15 protein-coding genes are annotated in these 19,461 nt (G+C 51.2%); 6 read left to right on the top strand and 9 right to left on the bottom strand.

Going from position 1 to position 19,461, the window contains the following annotated elements; translation table 11 throughout:
* Window positions 1-33: 33 nt before the first annotated feature.
* The 5 genes from CSQ88_RS04550 to CSQ88_RS04530 all read right to left on the bottom strand — a co-directional run bounded on the left by CSQ88_RS04550 (window position 34) and on the right by CSQ88_RS04530 (window position 5,751).
* Window positions 34-732 (bottom strand): response regulator transcription factor, encoded by a 699-nt coding sequence (locus CSQ88_RS04550; RefSeq protein WP_099396974.1) that lies wholly within the window; start codon window positions 730-732, stop codon window positions 34-36.
* 67 nt (window positions 733-799) lie between these two features.
* Window positions 800-1,900 carry a ferrochelatase gene (gene hemH, locus CSQ88_RS04545; protein WP_099396916.1) on the bottom strand — a complete coding sequence of 367 codons (1,101 nt, stop codon included), beginning with the start codon at window positions 1,898-1,900 and terminating at the stop codon, window positions 800-802.
* 28 nt (window positions 1,901-1,928) lie between these two features.
* On the bottom strand, window positions 1,929-3,869 hold the full coding sequence (locus CSQ88_RS04540; protein WP_099396915.1) for a DUF3488 and transglutaminase-like domain-containing protein: 1,941 nt from the start codon (window positions 3,867-3,869) through the stop codon (window positions 1,929-1,931).
* Entirely contained in the window at window positions 3,866-4,765 is a 900-nt protein-coding gene (locus CSQ88_RS04535; protein WP_180273525.1) for a DUF58 domain-containing protein, read from the bottom strand. Before CSQ88_RS04535 ends, CSQ88_RS04540 begins: the two co-directional genes overlap by 4 nt.
* Before the next feature lie 74 nt (window positions 4,766-4,839).
* Entirely contained in the window at window positions 4,840-5,751 is a 912-nt protein-coding gene (locus CSQ88_RS04530; RefSeq protein ID WP_099396913.1) for a MoxR family ATPase, read from the bottom strand.
* A gap of 205 nt (window positions 5,752-5,956) precedes the next feature.
* On the opposite strand from CSQ88_RS04530, the gene CSQ88_RS04525 reads away from it, so the two are divergent.
* From CSQ88_RS04525 to CSQ88_RS04515, 3 genes are all read left to right on the top strand, one after another.
* On the top strand, window positions 5,957-6,889 hold the full coding sequence (locus CSQ88_RS04525; RefSeq protein WP_337680654.1) for a histone deacetylase family protein: 933 nt from the start codon (window positions 5,957-5,959) through the stop codon (window positions 6,887-6,889).
* A gap of 107 nt (window positions 6,890-6,996) precedes the next feature.
* Window positions 6,997-7,599 carry a hypothetical protein gene (locus tag CSQ88_RS04520; RefSeq protein ID WP_099396911.1) on the top strand — a complete coding sequence of 201 codons (603 nt, stop codon included), beginning with the start codon at window positions 6,997-6,999 and terminating at the stop codon, window positions 7,597-7,599.
* Window positions 7,600-7,723: 124 nt separating this feature from the next.
* Window positions 7,724-9,751 carry a hypothetical protein gene (locus CSQ88_RS04515; protein WP_099396910.1) on the top strand — a complete coding sequence of 676 codons (2,028 nt, stop codon included), beginning with the start codon at window positions 7,724-7,726 and terminating at the stop codon, window positions 9,749-9,751.
* 34 nt (window positions 9,752-9,785) lie between these two features.
* On the opposite strand, the gene CSQ88_RS04510 is transcribed toward CSQ88_RS04515, so the two are convergent.
* Window positions 9,786-11,201, bottom strand: coding sequence for an inorganic phosphate transporter (locus tag CSQ88_RS04510; RefSeq protein WP_374700455.1), 1,416 nt, complete (start codon window positions 11,199-11,201; stop codon window positions 9,786-9,788).
* A gap of 159 nt (window positions 11,202-11,360) precedes the next feature.
* Window positions 11,361-12,809, bottom strand: coding sequence for a YdiU family protein (locus tag CSQ88_RS04505; RefSeq protein WP_099396908.1), 1,449 nt, complete (start codon window positions 12,807-12,809; stop codon window positions 11,361-11,363).
* 121 nt (window positions 12,810-12,930) lie between these two features.
* Between CSQ88_RS04505 and CSQ88_RS04500 the strand changes: the two genes are divergently transcribed.
* The 3 genes from CSQ88_RS04500 to CSQ88_RS04490 all read left to right on the top strand — a co-directional run bounded on the left by CSQ88_RS04500 (window position 12,931) and on the right by CSQ88_RS04490 (window position 16,069).
* Window positions 12,931-13,425, top strand: a complete 495-nt coding sequence (locus CSQ88_RS04500; RefSeq protein WP_257212455.1) for an aminoacyl-tRNA deacylase — start codon at window positions 12,931-12,933, stop codon at window positions 13,423-13,425.
* A gap of 193 nt (window positions 13,426-13,618) precedes the next feature.
* Entirely contained in the window at window positions 13,619-14,920 is a 1,302-nt protein-coding gene (locus CSQ88_RS04495) for an MFS transporter (protein WP_218962996.1), read from the top strand.
* A gap of 168 nt (window positions 14,921-15,088) precedes the next feature.
* Complete coding sequence (locus tag CSQ88_RS04490) at window positions 15,089-16,069, top strand: ankyrin repeat domain-containing protein (RefSeq protein ID WP_180273524.1); 981 nt, start codon at window positions 15,089-15,091, stop codon at window positions 16,067-16,069.
* A gap of 91 nt (window positions 16,070-16,160) precedes the next feature.
* Here CSQ88_RS04490 and CSQ88_RS04485 read toward each other — a convergent pair whose 3' ends face one another.
* The gene (locus tag CSQ88_RS04485; protein WP_099396905.1) at window positions 16,161-17,768 is read right to left on the bottom strand and encodes a methyl-accepting chemotaxis protein; all 1,608 of its coding nucleotides are present in this window, start codon (window positions 17,766-17,768) and stop codon (window positions 16,161-16,163) included.
* 490 nt (window positions 17,769-18,258) lie between these two features.
* Window positions 18,259-19,386, bottom strand: a complete 1,128-nt coding sequence (locus CSQ88_RS04475) for a hypothetical protein (RefSeq protein WP_099396903.1) — start codon at window positions 19,384-19,386, stop codon at window positions 18,259-18,261.
* Window positions 19,387-19,461 lie beyond the last annotated feature (75 nt).

Genomic DNA, 19,461 nt, shown 5'->3' with positions numbered 1-19,461 from the left:
AACCACAGGAGGAGCTGACGCTTGATTGAGAATTTACCCCTCAACATCCTGCGCTTGACTAGGTTGCTTCTCAAGTAAATAGCCAAGGCCACGAATAGTACGGATCACTACACCGCAAGGATCCAGTTTTTTGCGGAGGCGGTGTACGTAAACTTCGATGGCATTCAGGCCAACTTCAGCATTTTCTGAGCCCAGCTCACCTACGATTTGTTCTTTGGTGACCACACGATCAATATTGGACATTAAGATTTCCAATACGGTGAGTTCACGCGCAGATAAATCGAGCGGTGTGTCATTGCACCATGCACGCTGGCCAGCGCGATCCAAACGCAGATTGCCCAGTTGCTGCACGGACTGCGGTAAGATTTTGCTGCGGCGAAGCAGGGCGCGCAAACGCGCTTCAAGTTCGGAGAACTCGAAAGGCTTAGCCAGATAATCATCGGCACCTGCATCTAAACCGGCTACGCGATCTTCCAGACCATCAAGAGCCGTCAGGATCAGGATAGGCAGGGAAGGTTTATGCTGACGGACGTTTTTTAAAACTTGCAGGCCATCCATGTTTGGCAGGCCAACGTCCAACACCACAACTTCGTAGTCATTGTGCAGTAAAATTTGTAAGGCTAGAGCGCCATCGTTAACACAATCAACTTGAAAGTCAGCCTGAGACAGGCTGGTTTTCAGAGCGTCAGCGAGAATTAGGTCGTCTTCAGCGAGAAAGAGCTTTGTGCTCATGTTCTGAACCTCGTTTTGTAAGAATAAGCTTACCGGCAGTTTAACTGTAATTTCTTCAATACCCAAGTTAATTTTGTGCACCTAAAGCCCGGGCCCTGCTTAATGTGCATTGTTGTGTATTGTCTATAGCAGTGTTGTCAGTAAGTAGCCAGCCAGAAAGTTCTTTTTTTGTCAGCGCGGTTAAAGCATCTATCCAAAGAGGGGAATCATTCAGGCAGGGAATGAAGTGGTACTCCTTACCGCCGGCCTGTAAATAGTCCTGTTTTCCTTCGATGGCTATTTCTTCAAGTGTTTCTAAGCAGTCAGCTACAAAGCCAGGGCAGACTACATCCAGCCTGCCTGTACCTGCCTTGCCCAGTTGTTTTATGGTGGCCGTCACATAAGGTTGCAGCCATTCGGCACGGCCAAAGCGGGATTGAAAGGCTACGGTGTATTCAGATTCGGCAAGGTCCAGCTCTTCTGCTAGCAGGCGGCCGGTTTTGCGGCAATAGCAGTGGTAAGGATCACCCTTATCCAATGTGTAGCGCGGCACGCCGTGAAAGCTCATCAGTAAATGGTCGCCGCGCCCTTTGGCTTGCCAGTAAGCGCGTACCTGCCCAGCCAGCGCTTTAATATAGCCTTCGTCATCATGAAAGCTGCGCACAGTCCGCAGCGCAGGCTGGTTGCGGTAGGTGGCGAGCACCCGGCCCACTTCATCAATGACGGTGGCGCTGGTGCTGGCTGAATACTGGGGGTAGAGCGGCAGAACAAGTAATTTTTCACATCCTGCAGCTTTCAGTTTATCCATCTGCGCTGCAATTGAAGGCTGCCCATAACGCATGGCATAGTCGACTAAAACCTCCGGGTGACCTTGCTCGCCCAGCCAGCCTTTTAAAAGCTTAGCCTGTTTTGTTGTCCAGACTTTCAGGGGGGAACCTTCGCTCATCCATACACTTGCATATTTTGCGGCCGTTTTTTTGGGGCGAAAAGGCAAAATAAAGGCATTCAGAATGGTCAGCCACACCAGTCTTGGTATTTCTACCACGCGGGGGTCAGACAGAAACTGGCGTAAATAGGGGCGAATCGCGGCGGGAACAGGTGCCTCGGGAGTGCCAAGATTGACGAGCAGTACGCCGATCCGGCTGGCTTGATCGTGGCGAAAGGGTGGTTCAGGCAGAAATGAAGACATAGGAATGGGCTCGGATTGTTTTTCTGAATCATAACAGGCTCTGTTTAATTTGATTACACGAGAAATAACGCACTGCTTTCTGCAGCTTTAATAGCGCATCAGTATCCTTTCCGTAACGGGCCGCAATGTATTGCTGGGTGATGTAATGAATCTGCTCGTGATGCTGGGGTAATTGCAAGCTGGCACGCTGGCCAAATGTAAGCGGGCCTTCATGGGGAAGGGGCCGGCAGCCTTTGCGGGCAAGCTGGCGGCAAAAAGTTTGCCATGCACGGCTGGCGGGATCACGCCTGGCTGCGGTGCTGCGGGTGGCAAGAAAAAAGAGCAGAGCAAGCACGATGCTGCTGCCCAGGGCCATGCGCAGGATAAATTCGCCGGACAATACATCGGGTATCCCCAGCTTTTTGAACAACTGCATCTGTTTGCGTGAGTCGTAACCCATCACCCACTGATTCCAGCCATTCACCAGACTGTCCCAGTTTAGGCGCAGATGGTGTATCCATTCGGGTGGAGCGCCTTCCATAAAAGGCAGGCTGTCGGCCTGATTGAGGCTGATATCCGGCCCGTTACTGATGCGCGAAGGCGAAATCATGGCGGTGGGGTCTGCACGCTGCCAGCCTCCTTGCGCCAGCCATATTTCGCTCCATGCGTGTGCATTGGCTTGCCGTACAATCAGGTATTTGCCGTTGTTATTCCATTCTCCGCCCTGATAGCCGCCCACAACCCGGCTGGGAATCCCTGCTGCGCGCATTAAAAAGGTAAAACTGCTGGCGTAGTGTTCACAAAAACCTTGCTTATGTTTAAACAGAAAAGTGTCTATGGCATTGGGGCCTTTATTGAGCGGGGGCTGCAGGGTGTAGCTGAAACCGCCATTTTTCAGAAAATTTAAGCCTTGCCTGACGCGCTCTGGCGGGGGGAGCGCCCGCCAGCTTGCTGCCAGAGCACGGGCTTGGGGATTACCTGCCTGTGGCAGTTGCAATGCACTTTGTACGGTGTCGTCCTCGCTGGTCCGCCAGAGTAAATGGCTGCTTAAGTGGTAGCGCTGGCGCTGGCTGACGGGGGCGCTGTTAACCGCCTGCAGGCGATTACTCATCAGCGCGCTGTCTGGAAGTGTGCCGGGGATATCCAGCGCCAGCAGCCAGTTTAAATTATGCGGCTCCATGGTCATGGTGTAGCCAATAGCCGGGCCTAGGGGCGTGATGGCCGGGCCGCCGGCAACCGTGACAGGCACTTGCAGCCAAGCTTCTCCGTCAAAGAGATCAAAGACCGGGCCGCGCCAGTACCTTGCCTGAGCTTTAGGTACGGGGCCCTCAAACTCTACCCTGAAGGCAACGGATTCGTCTCTTGCCAGTTTGCTGAAGTCCCCTGGGCGCATTTCATCGCTTAAACCCGTGCGGGCAATGGGCTGCTCGTCGGGCATGCTCCAGAGCGGGGGCAGCCGTGGGAAAAAAACAAATAAGAATATGGCAAAGGGCAGTGCTTCACACAGCATATAAAAGAGCTGTTTAGCGAGTGTCTGTAGTGATTGCAGGCTTTGCCACTGCATTAATTGCCCGGTGATGGCCAGCATGGAAAGGCTGGCCCAGAGCAATATCCAGCTGGATGCCACACTTAAAAAACCTGCACCCACCAAAAAATAGGCTAACAGGCTGACTACTTTGATGTCTCTTGGTGTGCGGGTTTCAAAAAGCTTGACGGTGGCAAGGCTGGCCAGCGTGGCCACGCCCCCTTGCCTGCCGATTAAGGTTTGATAATCCAGCCAGATTAATGCAAATAAGCCCACAGATAGAATTAGGCCAAAATAGGCCGGGGGCAGGGCTTTTCCGCTATAGGCAATCCAGGCGCGCCACAGCAAAAGCAGCGCCAGTGCCAGCGTCAGCCATGGGCTGAATTGCATCCCGTGCGGCACCAGCACCAGCGCCTGGGTGGCAATCAGATATTGCATGGGTTTGCGGGCAAGCGGCGTATTCATGATGGCCCGGCGCCTGCGCTGCGGGGGGGCTGCTCATCAAACAGGGCTAATGCATTCAGGCAATTGATTTGATGCGATTCACCCAATGCCGGGGCGATGTGCACGCCCGGTAGTGACAGGCCAAAAGGCGTGCCCATCTGCTGGGCCACTAAGATCCATGCGCATAGCCTGGATAAGCGCGCCTCTGTTTCCATGCCGGCGAGCTGCCCCCAGCTAAACACCTGAGAGGCTGCGCCTTGCGAGTCAAAAAATTTTACAGGCAGCGATTCGCTGTGTGCGGCTTGTTTCCATGCGATTCTGCGGAGTGAATCGCCTGTCTGGTAGGGGCGCAGGCCTGCAAAGTCTTCTTCGCTGCGTCCTGTGCTGCTGCCCTGATTGTTTTCGGCAAGCCATGGGGGCGGATCGTTTTCCGGGCGGGGCCAGACAATGCAGCGTGCTGGGCTGTTGAGGTAGCTCCATGCGTGGCACCAGCCCACGGGATAAAAGCTGGATAAGTGCAGAGTAGGGGCAAGAAGCCAGCCGCGCTCATGGCTGAGCAGAGGAATGGCCAGCTCGGCTTCCTGTTCAAGCATGTTAAGGGTGACTTTATTTTGATTTGAAAACTGAAAAATAAGGGCGTGGCGGCTTAAGCTGCTGTGGTGGCTGATATGAAGTGGAAAAGAGGCCACTTCACCGGCAAAAACGGCCGGAGCATCAAAAAGCTGTAATCGCAATTTAAGTAAATTTCTGAAGGTACGCAGTAGTACCGCATGCCCCAGCCCCAGCAGGGTAAAAGCAAATAAATAGGCAAGACTCAGCTGGTAATTGATCGCCCCGATCAAAATCAGGATGGCCGTAAAGCAAAAGGCGTAACCAAAGCCGCTGGGTAAAATATAGATACGATCATACTTCAGCACGAGCGCGCTGCTTTGGGCTGGGTGCCGTTTGTTAAACCAGCGTTGCCGGCTTTGCCTCAGACGCTTAAGCATTATTAAGGGATGGGTGTTTCTAAAATTAATGCCCTGACCATTTCAATGGCCGCTTTGCCGCTGCCTGGCATCACCAGCCTGTGCTGGCTTACCGGCAGAAAAACGGCCTGAATATCTTCTGGTAAAACCAGATCACGGCCATCCAGCCATGCCCATGCCTGGGCGGCATGTAACAGCCCTAAGGCGGCGCGGGGTGAGAGGCCGCACATAAAGCGCCCTGGCTGCCGCGATGCCGCGATCAGCGTTTGTACATAATCAAGCAGCGCGGGCGCGATATAAACATCCCGCACGATTTGCTGGCTGGCTTGTAAATCGCTGCTGCTGATTGCTTCTGCCAATGATTCGATTAAATGGCGGCGATCCGAACCCGCTAGCATGGCGCGCTCGGCCTGCGTATCGGGGTAGCCCAGCTCAATTCGCATTAAGAACCGGTCCAACTGGGATTCGGGAAGCAAAAATGTACCAATCTGATGCGATGGATTTTGTGTGGCAATTACAAAAAAAGGTTCGGGCAGGGGCCATGTTGTGCCATCGGCCGTGACCTGACCTTCTTCCATGGCCTCTAAAAGGGCAGACTGGGTTTTGGGTGAGGCCCGGTTGATTTCATCTGCAAGCAGCAGCTGCGTAAAAAGCGGGCCGTGGTGAAATTGAAAACGCTGGTTTTCTCTGTCATAAATAGAAACCCCCGTCAGGTCGGCAGGGAGCAGGTCGCTGGTGAACTGAACCCTTTGAAATTTTAGTCCGAGCGTGCGGGCAAGTGCATGGGCCAAGGTGGTTTTGCCTACACCGGGAAGGTCTTCAATCAGCAAATGACCCTGTGCCAGCAGGCAGGAAAGCGCCTGACGGATTTGCACAGGTTTACCCAGAATAATGGCTTCAAGTTGCTTGAGTACCGCAGGCAGGCGTGGTGCCATGGTATGGCTTCCTGTTTATTTATCACTTCAGTGTTGACCATGAATCGCAAACTGTCTATTCGCTTTCGTTGCCAGTGTATTTGCCCAAGGCGTAAACTAACAGTCAGAATAGCGTGTACTAAGGATTGATGCGGCCAGTTGCTGGCTGAATCAGGGTGGATTAAACAGGTGGCGAAGGCAGCCTGACTTGAAGGGGGTAGTGCCGGTGAGTAGTGGTCCAAGCGCTTATATTAGTCACCCCGCCTGTGCGATGCACAATATGGGCAAGGGGCATCCCGAGTGCGCGGAGCGCTTAGAGGCCATTAAAGATCGTTTGATGGCGGCAGGGATATGGGATTTTTTATGGCATATTGATGCACCTGCTGCCACGCGGGAGCAGCTGGCACGGGTGCACGGCACTGAATACCTGGATCGCCTTGCGCTGATTTCTCCTACGCATGGCTTTGTGCATGCCGATCCGGATACGGCGATGAATCCTTTTACCCTGAGGGCGGCTTATCATGCGGCCGGGGCGGGTATTGCGGCGGTCGATGCAGTGATGCAGGGCAAGGCTGGCAATGCTTTTTGCGGGGTGCGCCCGCCAGGGCATCACGCAGAAAAAAATAATGCGATGGGTTTTTGCTTTTTTAATAATGTGGCGGTTGCTGCGCGCCATGCTCTTGATCAATATGGTCTGGAGCGGGTGGTGATTGTGGATTTTGATGTGCACCACGGCAATGGCACCGAAGATATTTTCTGTGAAGAAGACCGGGTGATGATGGTGAGTTTTTTCCAGCACCCTTTTTTCCCTTATTCAGGGGATGTGCCCCGTGGCGCGAATATGCGCAATTTTCCGATGCCGCGCGGCACAACGGGTGCACAGTTCCGTGACTTGGTTCTGGAGAAATGGCTGCCAGTTTTAAATGAGTTCTCCCCGCAGTTAATTTTGATTTCCGCAGGTTTTGATGCGCATTTAGAAGACGAAATGTCGACCATGGGCCTCGTGGAGGCCGATTATGCATGGGTGACTAAGCAGCTGATGAAGGTGGCTGATCAATATGCCGACGGGCGCATCGTGTCTTTTCTGGAAGGCGGCTATGATCTTTCGGCCTTGGGGCGCAGTGTGGCGGCGCATATTAAAGAACTGGCGGATATCTAGGCGCTGTTGGCATCTGATTCTCAATTGCGCCGGGGCGTCAGCATACCCGTGGACATCAGCAGGCTGATTAATCTGTAAACCCGTGTATCGCTTAAGGCTGGAGCTGCATGCCCTTGTTTGGTTTTTCAACTTCATTGCGCTCATCCAGATCAGCCATTTTGCTGCTGAGTATTCTGCTGCACAGCCTTCTTCTTTTGTGGCGCCCCCATGTTGCCGTGCCTTTGCCCGGGCCAGTGCTGGTGCCTGTATCGGTTACGCTCAGTCCGCCTGTGAAGAGTCAGGCGCTTTTACCGCCTGTTACCCGGATGCAACAACAATCCCCTCCTGCCTTATCAGCAAATAATCCGCCGCCTGCGGTCAGAACGCATGTCAGGAAACAAGATAGTGAGGCCGGGCTGGTGATCGATTCGGCAGAGGCTCTGCAGGGCGCTGAGCAGAGTTTCGCGCAAAAGGCGTTGAAAGATGCGGTAGCGGCTGACCGGCAGGACAGGCAAAAGGCGCTTAAAAGTGGTGCCTTACCTGCCTCTGCTGTGGAATATCAATCGCCATTCGGGCAGGCGCTCGCCAAATCAGCTTTGCGTGATTGTCGTGATGTGCTGGCTGAGGAGGCTCCGCCAGAGAGCAGGAAAATCGCCAAAATATCGGATGGTGTGCCGATGATTGTGGTGGATATGGAGCTCTTGAAAAGAATTAAAAACTGCCGCTGGTGATTAAACCCGTAAGCGGAAGCCGGGCAGGGGCGCGCCTTTATTTATTACTTGCGATAATCTGACAAGCTTCTGTGCGCCACCTTTGCTATAAATGCCACTGAGATAACAATAAGTGGACAGCAAGATGCGGGGCTTACTTTTACTTCTGTTGTTTGCTGTGCTGGCCGCCTGTGGTGGCGGGGCGAGCGATGTAAGCAGCGGGGCGGCCAGTGCGGTGGCTGTGGCCAGTGGTGCGGCTCAGCTTTCTGTGGTGCTGCAAGACAGTACCGGGCAGACCTCCGCAACGGTTTATGCAAATTCCATCTCTGCCCTCGTGGTAACGCTGAGTGATGCGAAGGGGCAACCCCTGAGTAACCGCGTTGTTAAACTTGGCGTAAGCACATCTTCCCTCAGTAAAATCAGCCCCGATACGGTGTTAACCGATGCATCAGGGCGGGCGCAGTCTCAGCTGATAAGCAACGACAATACCGGTGCAGATTCGATTAATGCCAGTATTGATGTGGATGGCAAATCGTATAGCGCCGCGTTTAATTACAGTGTCAGGTCGCTTAACTTTGCACTGAGCACGCCCAAACTTGATCTGAGTACCATATCGGCAGGCGGCAGCGTGGGGGTGTCGGTCAATCTGAGCAATAGTGACACAGGCCTGGCATTGGAAACGCCTGTGAGCGTAAGTTTCAGCTCGCCCTGTGCTGATGCAGGCAAGGCCTTGCTGTCTTCGCCGGTTTTGTCGGTAGTGAGTACGGTTAATGGCGTAAAAACGGCGGTAGCATCCAGTACTTATCAGGATAAATCCTGTGCGGGAAGCGATGAAATTACCGCAATAGCCACGCTTGGGGGCGTGAGCCGGTCGGCCAAAACCACGCTGTCTGTGCTGGCTGCCTCGGCGGGCAATATCGAATTTGTAAGTGCTGTTCCTGAGCTGATTTCTTTGCCCGGAACAGGCGGCAATACCAGTGCCGTGGTGCAATTTAAGGTGAAAGATTTACAAGGCAGTCCCCTGGGCGGGCAATGGGTCGATTTTGCTTTGAATACCACGGTTGGTGGCATCACCTTGGTGCAAAGTGCCGCGCAAAGTCAGCCAGGCTCAGGACTCGTGCAAGTGGTGGTGAATGCCGGGGCGGTGAGTACGGTGGTGCGGGTAACGGCTACGCTGCGGGGGGCCCCTGCAATCAGCAGCCAGTCTAATGCGCTGACGATTTCAACTGGTTTGCCGCATCAGAACGGCTTTAGTTTATCGGCAGATATTGTGAACCCGGAGTTTTATACCATTGATGGCAATAGCATTGTGCTGACGGCTAGGGCATCGGATCGCTTTGGTAATCCTGTGCCTGATGGCTCTGCTGTGAGCTTTATGACTGAGGGCGGTATCGGGACGATTACGCCGCGCTGCACCATGGCAAATGGGGCTTGCAGTGTCACCCTGGTCAGCTCGGGAAACCGGCAAAAATTAGTGGGTGCCGGGCGAATGACCGTGCTGGCGCATATGGTGGGGGAAGAGAGCTTTAATGATCTGAATGGCAACGGGGTGTTTGATACAGGGGAAAGCTGGTCGGATCAGGGCGAGGCTTTTTTAAACGCCGATGAAACCGCACATGCTGCGCCCATGACACTGCTGGCCGTTGATGGTGCTGGCTATGTTGAGCCCTTTATTGATTTTAATGGTGATGGTGTATACAACGGGCCGGACGGGCAATATAACGGCGTGCTGCGCTCGGTCAGTATTCCGGGGTCGGTTGCTAAAACGATTCATGTATCAAGCAGCAGAGTGGTGATCTGGTCGGCAAGCGCCCTTGGCAGCAATGTGCTGACATACCCTCTGAGTGCCGGCAGGCTTTGTGCGTCAGGCAGCCTGATCAGTCAGTTTGCTTTGGCTTTGAGGGATGCGAATGGCAATGTTTTACCGGCTAAAACACAGCTTGATTTGGAAATAACGCAAACAGTTTTGGTCGATGCACTGGGGAACGCAATTAATAACCCCGCGCAGTTAAGCGGCCTGAGTAGTTTTACTGTGCCAAGTACTGCGGTTGTTCCGCAGTTTACCGGTACTTTATCGGTCGTAGCCTGCCCGATTCCTGCTGATGCACAACTGGTGGTGAAAGTGAAGTTTCCCAGCGGGGTTGAAGCCTCACAAAGTGTGCCTTTGAATTAAAAAAAAGGCCATGTCAGAAGACATGGCCTTGTTGCTATTTAATCCAGTGACTGGCGGCAATAAACATCCCGCCAGAGAGCGCCATCGATACCGGCAGGGTCAGCACCCATGCCAGCAGAATGTTTTTTACAGTCTGGCTTTGTAAGCCGCTGCGATTGGCCACCATGGTCCCCGCTACTGCAGAAGACAAGACATGGGTGGTTGAAACAGGCATGCCGGTGAGGCTGGCAATACCAATGGCAGATGCGGCGGTGATTTGCGCGGCCATCCCCTGGCTGTAAGTCATGCCTTTATTGCCGATTTTCTCGCCAACGGTGAGGACAATCCGCTTCCAGCCGATCATTGTGCCCAGCCCAAGTGCCATCGCAATGGCGATAATCACCCACTGCGGTGCATATTCGGTGGTGGCGGATAAATCTTTACGCAAGCGGTCCAGATCGGCTTTTTCCGTTGAGGTGATGCTTGGCAGCTTGCTTACTTTTTTGGCGGTGTCGTCAAGGCAGAGCAGCAAACGGCGAACGCGGATACGTTCTGTTTCAGAAAGTTGTTCGTAGTTATGAATGCCAGCCAGCTTGGTCACCAGCTCATTACTGGCGGGCATGGTTTGCTTGGAGTCACATTTAAATTGTGGCGGCAGCGGGTCTTGCGCGCTTTGATCAATGTAGTCGTTCAGGCGGTAGCTGTTGCGGCTGTAAAATTGTTGTAAATGCAATGCTGCGTCGTGAGTACGCTCAATTTGGTAGGTAGTGCTGCTCATATCCACCACAAATTTACCCGGTACAATGCCGATCAGAACCAGCATTAACAGGCCAATGCCTTTTTGCCCGTCGTTAGAGCCGTGTGCAAAACTGATGCCCAGTGCAGATAAAATCAGCGCAACGCGGGTCCAGAACGGAGGATGTTTTTTGCCATCCAGTGCTTTGCGTTCGTCAGGGGTGTTGTGCATGCGCGAATCAGCGCGAAATTTTTTCAGAAGCAGCAACAGGCCCCCGGCCACCAGAAAACCCACGGTAGGGGAGATCAGGAGGGAGAGCATAATGTCGATCGCTTTCTGGGTGTTGATGCCTTCAAGCAGGGGGATGTCTGTCATCCATGCATTGGCAATGCCCACGCCCAGAATCGAGCCAATCAGTGTGTGCGAGCTTGATGCGGGTAGCCCCAGGTACCATGTACCCAGATTCCAGATGATGGCGGCGGCCAGCAGCGCAAAGACCATCACAAGGCCTTGTCCCGATCCTACATTCAGTAAAAGCTCAACAGGCAGCAGATGAACAATGGCATAGGCAACGCCTAAGCCACTGAGTAATACACCAAAGAAATTACAGATGCCCGACGCAACCACGGCAAGATGCGGAGGCATTGCTTTGGTGTAAATGACGGTGGCAACGGCGTTAGCCGTATCGTGAAAGCCGTTAATAAATTCGTAGGTAAGTACAAAGCCAAGGGCCAGAACCAGGCTGATGGCAACGCCATAGTCAAGGCCACTAAAAATATCGGGCATGGTAGGGGTAAATGAGTGATGACGGCGCGATTATGCCCCAAAAGGCCCTGGCCTGTTTTGATTTCAGCCGTATTGCAGTAAATATTCTTTATAAAATATTTACTGCTTTTAGGACGAGCAAGAAACGCCAATCTGTGCCGCCCACTCTGGCGGCAGCTCTGCATAATGTTCAAAATTGGTTTGCTCATCAAAGGGGTGCATCAGGCATTGCTGTAAGGCTTTGATTTCTTTGAAGTCCCCTTCGTCTCTTGCTTTGCGGATGGCAATCTCGGCCAGATAATTGCGTAAAACATATTTGGGATTAACCCGGTTCATCGCGGCTTGCCGCTCGTGTGGATCGCGGTTTTCGGTGCTGAGGCGAATCTGATAATCAGTAAACCAAATATCAAAAGCGCCTCTGTCCTGAAAATGGTCACGCAGCTTTGCGCCATGCTGTGGCAGATTGCGCCAGAAGTAAGTCCAGTCGCAGCGGCTGCGATGCATCAGCTCAAACAGCGTGGTGATCAGCCCCCAGTCGCTCTCCTGCCAGCAAAGCAGGCCCAGCTTCTGGCGCAGCAAATCGGCGAAGTGGCTTTCAAAATGCCCCTGATACTGCTGCAGGGCGTGCAGTGCTGATTCTCTGTCCATCAGAGGAAGTAAGGCCTGCGCCAATACCTGCAAATTCCACAGGCCTATCTCTGGTTGCTGCTGGTAAGCGTAGCGGCCACTGTCGTCGGAGTGATTGCAAATATGCCCCGCATCAAAGCCATCCATAAAACCAAACGGGCCGTAATCAAGTGTGAGCCCCAGAATGCTCATATTGTCAGAATTCATGACGCCATGGCAAAAGCCGGTGGCCTGCCATTTTGCAATCATGACAGCGGTGCGCTCTGCGACGTTTTCAAGCAGGGCCACATAAGGATTAGGGGCAAAGGCGCATGCCGGGTAGTGATGTTGTATCACCCAATCGGCCAGCTCTCTGAGTGAATCAATGTCATTGCGATAGTGCTCAAAATGACCAAAACGCACAAAAGTGGGCGCAACCCGCAATACAACTGCGGCGGTTTCCATGCTTTCCCGCCATACACCCTGCGCTGATCCGGCCATCCCTAAGGCACGGGTAGTCGCAATACCCAGCCCGTGCATTGCCTCAGAGCATAAATATTCACGAATCGACGATCTGAGCACGGCCCGGCCATCTGCGCGGCGGGAATAGGGCGTAGGGCCTGCGCCCTTGAGCTGCATTTCCCAGTGCTGGCCGTTGCCCGCCAGATATTCGCCAATCAAAATGGCTCGCCCGTCGCCCAGCTGGCCCGCATTGACGCCAAACTGATGGCCGGAATACACGCTGGCAATCGGCTCGCTGCCCTGTGGTAAGCGATTGCCGCAGAGATAATCCGCCAGGCTGGCTGTTTGCTCTGCTTCACTGGCAAGACCCATCTCACTGGCTAATTCGGCATTCCATGCAATCAGATATGGGGAGGGCAAAGGCGTTGGCTGGATGCGAGTGTAAAAATGTCCGGGTAGACGGCCAAAACGCGGTGTGAGTAAAATTTGGTCAAAAGTAAGTTTTGTCATGGATTAACCGCGCTAAGCCTGAGTAATTTAGTCGGGTATTATAACGCTTACACCTCGTTTTGAGGCGGGAAATCAGCGAAAAACGCCAGTCAGCCTGATGACTTACTCAGACGTAAAAATATTGGAGAAAACAAAAATGCGACATTTTCCTGAAACCCCTGCAACCCTGTTTTTAAAGCAACAGGCGGCGGTTTTTGCCAGCCATCTCTATGCCTATGAAGAGCATGGGGGCACGAAGGTGTCTGCGCGCGAGCTGGATGTTGAAGAAAACTGTGTAGTAAAAACGCTGATTATGGAAGACGAAGCAGGAAAGCCTCTGATTGTGCTTATGCACGGTGATTGCAAAGTATCGACCAAAGAATTAGCGCGTCAGGTGGGGTGTAAAAAAATTGAACCATGTAAACCTGAGGTGGCCAACAGGCATACTGGCTTTCTGGTGGGGGGGACAAGCCCATTTGGAACTAAGAAAAAAATGCCAATTTATATTGAAAAAACAATTCTTGATTTGCCGCTTATTTATATCAACGGCGGGCGTCGCGGCTATTTGGTCTCGCTGAATCCTGCGGAATTAATGCGAATACTTAAAGCACAAATCGTTGAAGCCGCACTCCGGTAAATTAAGGCAGGGCGCTGCCAGTCTGGTCTGCAGCAGCAATCCTGTTTTACCCTTAGCTTGATTAAATCAGGTTTAAACCCGGGGCAATGTAGCATTCATGCCATAAAATGCAGTTTTCCTTTGTGATATTTATAATGTTTTTGAATAAAAGGCATAATCAGGCTTTTAATTGCGGTCTGGTTTTGGCCTTTTAATGAAAAATAAAATAGAAAAACATTTATCAAATGTGGACCCGGCATTACAAGGGGTGCTCGCTTTTGATGTGCTCATGACATGCGCCTTGATGGTTGGGTATATCACCATTCCTTGGTGGATTATTCAAAAAGGCAATGCGCAGGATTTAGCTGTTTATGGAAGCATAACGGCCATTGCCACTTTTCTTTTTCAGCCTCTGATGGCACCACTGTGCGAACGCTATGCAAAGCGCAAGCAATTGCTGCAAGGCACGGCGGTACTGGTATTTTCCTGTTTATTTTTTTGCGTCATTGCGACGGCTGGATGTTACGGGCTATGGCTCGTAACGATTGCAGGGCTGCTTGCTGTTTTAGCAAATGCGTTTATCGATGGCGCTTCGGTGACGATCACGCCAGAGCTGGTACCTGCAGAGCAGTTAGCTGCGGCATTACAGCTTCGTAAAAGAGCTGCCTCTTTAGGTCGTCTATCAGGCCCTGTTGCAGGTGGCGCATTGCTCGCTACGGCTGGAGTGGTTGCCACCCTTTGGGTTTATTCAGCTCTGGTGATTATTGCTTTATTCAGTGTGAGCAAAATCCCATTGCCCATAAATACCATTGGGTTTCCTCTTGAAAAAAATGGAATTGAATTATGGTGGCGTGAATTTCGCGCAGGGATGAGAGCAAAGTGGGCTGTGCCATTGGAGCGAGGCTGGACATTAGTTAATTTTCTGGTCTGGATATTTATTGGCCCTGCATTTATTTTGTTTATACCTCTTAAAATACATTCCCTTGGCTTATCGGCTGCCTGGCTGGGCGCATGTGAAGCGAGCATTTCAACCGGCATGCTGCTGGGGAGTTTTAACCTGTCAACACGCTTAATTAATCGATTCGGGCGCTATCGGGTACGGGTATTCGCTGCTGTTTCAGAAGGCCTCATTCTTGCTTTTGTTGGGCTGTGCAACGAGCCCCTGGCCCTTATTGTGGCGTTCGCGTGTGCAGGGTTTGCAAATACATTGATGGTGCTGGTGGGGGCGACTCACCGCACATTGGCGATTCCTAAAGAATTCAGACTGCGGATCAGTTCGGTCAATAAGACGAGCACACAAGTGGCCGGCGCAATTGGGCCCGCTCTGGCTGGAGTTGCTTTATTACATTGGCAGTTACCCGTCGTTTACACAGTGTTCAGCCTTATTGCCGCTGTCTTCGCCTGTTGTTTCGTATTTATCCCCCGCTCGAAAGAGTTTTTTGAACTCAACCACGAGCAAGTCAATGATTGGTATCGCAAAGAATATCCCTCCGGGTTTGAAAGGAAATGCAGCTAAGGCATAAGGCCTGCGTGTTTTGGCCATTGCGGCGTATCGCGCCTTTCCTCGTATATTAGAAAACAATGTCAATCTGTCTTTGTGTTGTGCGGCTGGTATTATTTTGGCGTAAAAACGGCGTAATCAATGTTTAAATGTTGTCGTGTTAACAATTAAATGTGCCGTGTCATGAATGCCCAGTTTCTCATTGACCAACTCAGAAAAAATATAAGTCCGGAGCACTTCCCCATTCAGCTGGAGACGCGTTATCCAAGCGTTTTAGCGCAAATAATGAAATGCTGGGAGCTGGATCAGCTCGATGCTTGTTTTAATGATTTACTGCTCCAGGGTCAGCAAAAGCAGGATGAATTTCCCGGGGAAATCGTTCTGGAGATTTTTCGTCTGCAAGTTGCGCTCGATGCTGTTCCTAAGAAAACGCTGGAGTTATGGGGCGATATCCCGGAAGCCAAGGTCAATCCGGAGGCAAAGGCTGATCCTCTGTCTAAGGCCGCTTTGCAAGCCCAAGTACGCAGGGATGCGCAGGTCATTCTGGCTCAATACGGGTTCAGTGTGAACTCCAAAGGTTTGCATCAGGCCATTGAGCAACGCCACTATAATTTGCTGCCACAATTTGTCCGTGCGGGGATGCCGGTGGAGCAGACAGACGATGCGGGCTGGACGCCTGTCATGCACGCTTGTTTTGCGGGCAGGCTTGATATCGTCGTTGAGCTGATTGAGCTCAATGCCAATCTCTTGGTTACAGATTGCTATGGATATACTTTGCTGCATTGGGCTGCGCTGAATGGCAATGCTGATCTTGTTACGCTCTTAATGACTTACGATTTAAATCCGCAGCAAACGAGTAATAAAGGGATTACCCCGCTGATGCAGGCAGCGGCAGGCGATCATGTTGCGGTGATGAAACTCCTTGTTGCAAAGTGCGGCATGCTGGCTGTTCACGCTCAGTGTCAGGAGGGTTGGACGGCGCTGCATAAGGCGGCGGTAAATAAAAAAGTGAGTGCGGCGCTCTGGCTTGCAGAGCACGGTGCCGATCCCTATTTACGCAATCAGCGTGGCGAATCCGCCTGCTCATTGGCGCTCGAATTAAATCAGCATCGTTTGTATGATTTACTGAGCGAATGGGCCGATCGTCATGCCGCGAGTAAATGACCGCCCTGCAAATCAAAACGCCGCAAATCTGTTGCGGCGTTGTTTGCAAAAGTATCCATTTAATTCCCTTGCAACGCATCAAAGTGAAAGCTTACAGATTGAAGCGGGCAACCACCGTATTTAGCATCAGCGCTTGTTTATCCAGCTCCTGTGCGGTATCTGTGTTGGCTTGTACAGCAAGATTGTTTTCTTCACTGGCCTGCGCAATACGCTCGATATTCTGGCTGATCAGATTGCAGACCTGGCGCTGTTCGCGCAGTGAATCCACGATGGCATGAATGGCGGTGTGGACGGATTGGGCCGCATCATGGCTGTTTTGCACGGATTGTGCTGCCTCACCTGCGTGCTGCACCCCAATCTGCACTTCGCCAAGTGCCTGATTCATGATGGTGGCGGCTTCGGTGGTGCCGGTCTGAATGGCGTTAATCGTTTCGTTGATTTCCAGGGTGGATTGGGTCGTGCGTTCGGCCAGTTTTCTGACTTCGTCTGCAACAACCGCAAAGCCCCGGCCCATGTCCCCGGCGCGTGCGGCTTCGATGGCCGCATTCAGCGCCAGCAAATTAGTTTGATCTGCAATATCGCGAATCACCCGCGCAATCTGGCCTACTGCGTTGGAGCGGTCTTGCAGCTGCAGAATGCGTTGCGTTGCCGAGCCTATGGTGTCGCTCATTTGTGATAGTGCGGTTTGCGTGGCCCGAATCACTTCGCTGCTGGTGTGGGTGGCCGCCAGTGCAATATTGGTTGAGGTGCTCACGTCCTCTGAATTGTCGGTGATGATGGATACGCTGACGGTCATTTCTTCTACAGAGGAGGCCAGAGAGGCGGAGGCCTGATTCTGTAAATCAATGGCTGCAGATGTTTGCGTGCTGCCCTGGCTTAGCTCATTCGATGCACTGCCAATGGCTTTGGAGCTTTTGGCGATTTCCTGCACGGCGCTGCGCAGGCTGCTCTGCATATTTCCAAGGCTGTCGAGTAATGCGCCCAGCTCGTCTTTGCCTGAGCTGGGCTTGTCTTTGCTTAAATCGCCTGAGGCAATGATGCTGGCAAAGAGTGTGGTGCTGCGCACGGCATGGCTGATATCACGAATCAGCCATGCTGATATCACAACCAGGATGAGGGTGATTGCGGCAAGCAGCATGATGTTATACGTGCGGGTGGACAGATAGGCCTGCTCAGAGGCCTCGTGATCTTGTTTGGCCACATCAAGCTGTAAGGTAATGAGCTCTGATATTTTGTCGGATACCGGCTCTATTGCCGGATACATTTCACGAACAACCAATTGATCTAATGCGCCCGTGTCTTTGTTTTGCATCGCCTGTTTAAGTTTGCCGCTGACCTGATTGGCCAGCTTCATCAGCTGCTCGTTTTCCTTAGCCAGGTTGCTTTCTTTGCCATCCATTTTGCTGGCCATATAATTGCCCCAGTCACGGCTGATTCCTGCTTCTGCCGTATTGATCAGGGTAATGCCCTGTTCTGCGGTCAGGCTGCCATTTCGCACTTTATGGCTTGTATCCACAATATTCACCGCGTAGAGATCTGCTACGCTTTTAAGATCGCGTAATGGCACAACGCGGTCCTGGTAAATACTATTCATCGTTTGGTTTGCCTGGTAAATACCATTGAGCCCAATCAGGCAGGTAATCATTATGGCAATGATTCCCAAAGTACTCATGAGGATTAAACGTAAGCGTAATGACATGGCTGTCCCCAGTTGTTCTGTAAATATTATGTTAGGTATTTTTAAATATATTAGTATTTATTTCTATTTGTTTTTTGCATGAAATAAAAAATGCATGGCTTTGTGTTGTATTTTTAATAAATTATGTGTTTTTGACGCAGGAGGGGCAGATTGTCTTTTTAAATTTTTAGAAAGTTTTTTAGTAAGAATTGATTTTTCTGTATTTGCTGTGGTCAGGCATGGGGGTGTGGTTTTTGATTTGAAGTGGCCGTTTTTTTTGGTTGTGTTTTGTTTTATTGCTTAATTAGATGTGTATGTGTTTTTTTGTTGCGCATCATCGTTATTCTTGCAATAGATTATTTTAGATTGAAGGGGGTTTTTTTTGAGTCTTTTTGCAATTAAAATAATCGTTTTATTTTGTTGTAAGTATTTTATATAAGAGGGGATTGCCCGTGTGCATGGCAATCCCCGATATTATGGATAAAAAAATATGCCGTTCAGTCCGCTGATTTTATGTAAAAGGGTGTTCGGTTTGTATCCATTCTTCAAAATGATCATCTTCAAAACGGTATATGCCACGGTCTTCTCTGGATAAATGCTGCTTTTCAAATAAGCGGGCCAGCGCATTATTGACTGTGTGGTTAGCAAGCTCGCCAAGTCCTAAGTGTTCGCCTAATTTTTGCCGTGTACTTTTGCTGCTTAATCCGCTTTGTCTTGCTGCAATATATTGCAGAATGATTTGATCTACAGGAAGTAATTCATTCCAAAGACTGTCAAAACCCTGATCGGTATATGTTTTAGCCAGCGCTCTTTCTATAGCCGCTTCGCAGCCATAAAAGGGACGGATTAAATATTCTTCTAAAAAACGCCGGAATAATTCGGGGGTTTGTTTGAGCTGATCAAATGCAGAAGTGCCGTCTTCAATACTCAGGTGGTAGCTGCTGTCCAGAATATGATTACTTACATTGATCATATATTGGACAAATAAATTATCCAGCAGCGGGAAGGGTTCTACGGGGGCCCAGTTGTAAAAAGGCTGATTGGATTTGGCAAACATATCGCGCAAAGTGTGCTCGCTGCTGCCTGTAAATATCACATGAATTCTTTGCTTGCGAATATCCAGCCCGGCGCGCAGCGCTGCGGCTAAATCGTTATTGCTGGCGCTGGCTAAAATTTGCGCCTCGTCGATAAGCAGCAAAATGGTGTCATCGGTTTGGTCTATTTTTTGCCACATCTTACTGATCAGGCTGGACGTGGCTGCTTCGCTCTCAAAGCGGGTTTCCAGGCTGCCTTCGGCCAGCGGGCTTTTGGCGTTAAGCTTGATGGAGCCAATTTTTTTGCTGCTGATTTTTTTCAGGCGATCAAGTAAGCCATCACTGCTTTGCAGGCTGTGAATTACGGCCGTTGCAACGCCCTCGCTGGTGTTGTCCCGGCACTCCCATAAATTAATATAAATCACCCGATAGCCTTGCCTGCTGGCGAGCGGGGCAAGGTCTTGCAGTAAAAATTCGGTTTTTCCCATGCGCCGCCGTGCAAACAAGGCCCGGCTGTTGCTGAGCTTTAATGCAAAGCTTTTAAGGTAGTAGTCAGCCAGCTCCGGGCGCTGAAAGTGCCAGTCGGGTGCGCTTTTTTCGCTCATGTTTATTAATGTCTATAGTAATTAAACATGTCTTAATTATATAGATATAGGTAAACGAGTCCATCAATGGTTTGA

This window comes from Iodobacter sp. BJB302 (assembly GCF_002735645.1).
Taxonomy (GTDB): domain Bacteria; phylum Pseudomonadota; class Gammaproteobacteria; order Burkholderiales; family Chitinibacteraceae; genus Iodobacter.
Note: the sequence above shows the minus strand (reverse complement) of the source record. Positions and strands in the feature narration are given on the sequence as shown.

Coding starts and splice junctions, on each gene's coding strand:
- CSQ88_RS04475 (WP_099396903.1), bottom strand. CDS start 19,386: ATGAGCGAAAAAAGCGCACCCGACTGGCACTTTCAGCGCCCGGAGCTG.
- CSQ88_RS04505 (WP_099396908.1), bottom strand. CDS start 12,809: ATGACAAAACTTACTTTTGACCAAATTTTACTCACACCGCGTTTTGGC.
- CSQ88_RS04550 (WP_099396974.1), bottom strand. CDS start 732: ATGAGCACAAAGCTCTTTCTCGCTGAAGACGACCTAATTCTCGCTGAC.
- CSQ88_RS04515 (WP_099396910.1), top strand. CDS start 7,724: ATGCGGGGCTTACTTTTACTTCTGTTGTTTGCTGTGCTGGCCGCCTGT.
- CSQ88_RS04520 (WP_099396911.1), top strand. CDS start 6,997: ATGCCCTTGTTTGGTTTTTCAACTTCATTGCGCTCATCCAGATCAGCC.
- CSQ88_RS04495 (WP_218962996.1), top strand. CDS start 13,619: ATGAAAAATAAAATAGAAAAACATTTATCAAATGTGGACCCGGCATTA.
- CSQ88_RS04485 (WP_099396905.1), bottom strand. CDS start 17,768: ATGTCATTACGCTTACGTTTAATCCTCATGAGTACTTTGGGAATCATT.
- CSQ88_RS04490 (WP_180273524.1), top strand. CDS start 15,089: ATGAATGCCCAGTTTCTCATTGACCAACTCAGAAAAAATATAAGTCCG.
- CSQ88_RS04540 (WP_099396915.1), bottom strand. CDS start 3,869: ATGAATACGCCGCTTGCCCGCAAACCCATGCAATATCTGATTGCCACC.
- hemH (WP_099396916.1), bottom strand. CDS start 1,900: ATGTCTTCATTTCTGCCTGAACCACCCTTTCGCCACGATCAAGCCAGC.
- CSQ88_RS04530 (WP_099396913.1), bottom strand. CDS start 5,751: ATGGCACCACGCCTGCCTGCGGTACTCAAGCAACTTGAAGCCATTATT.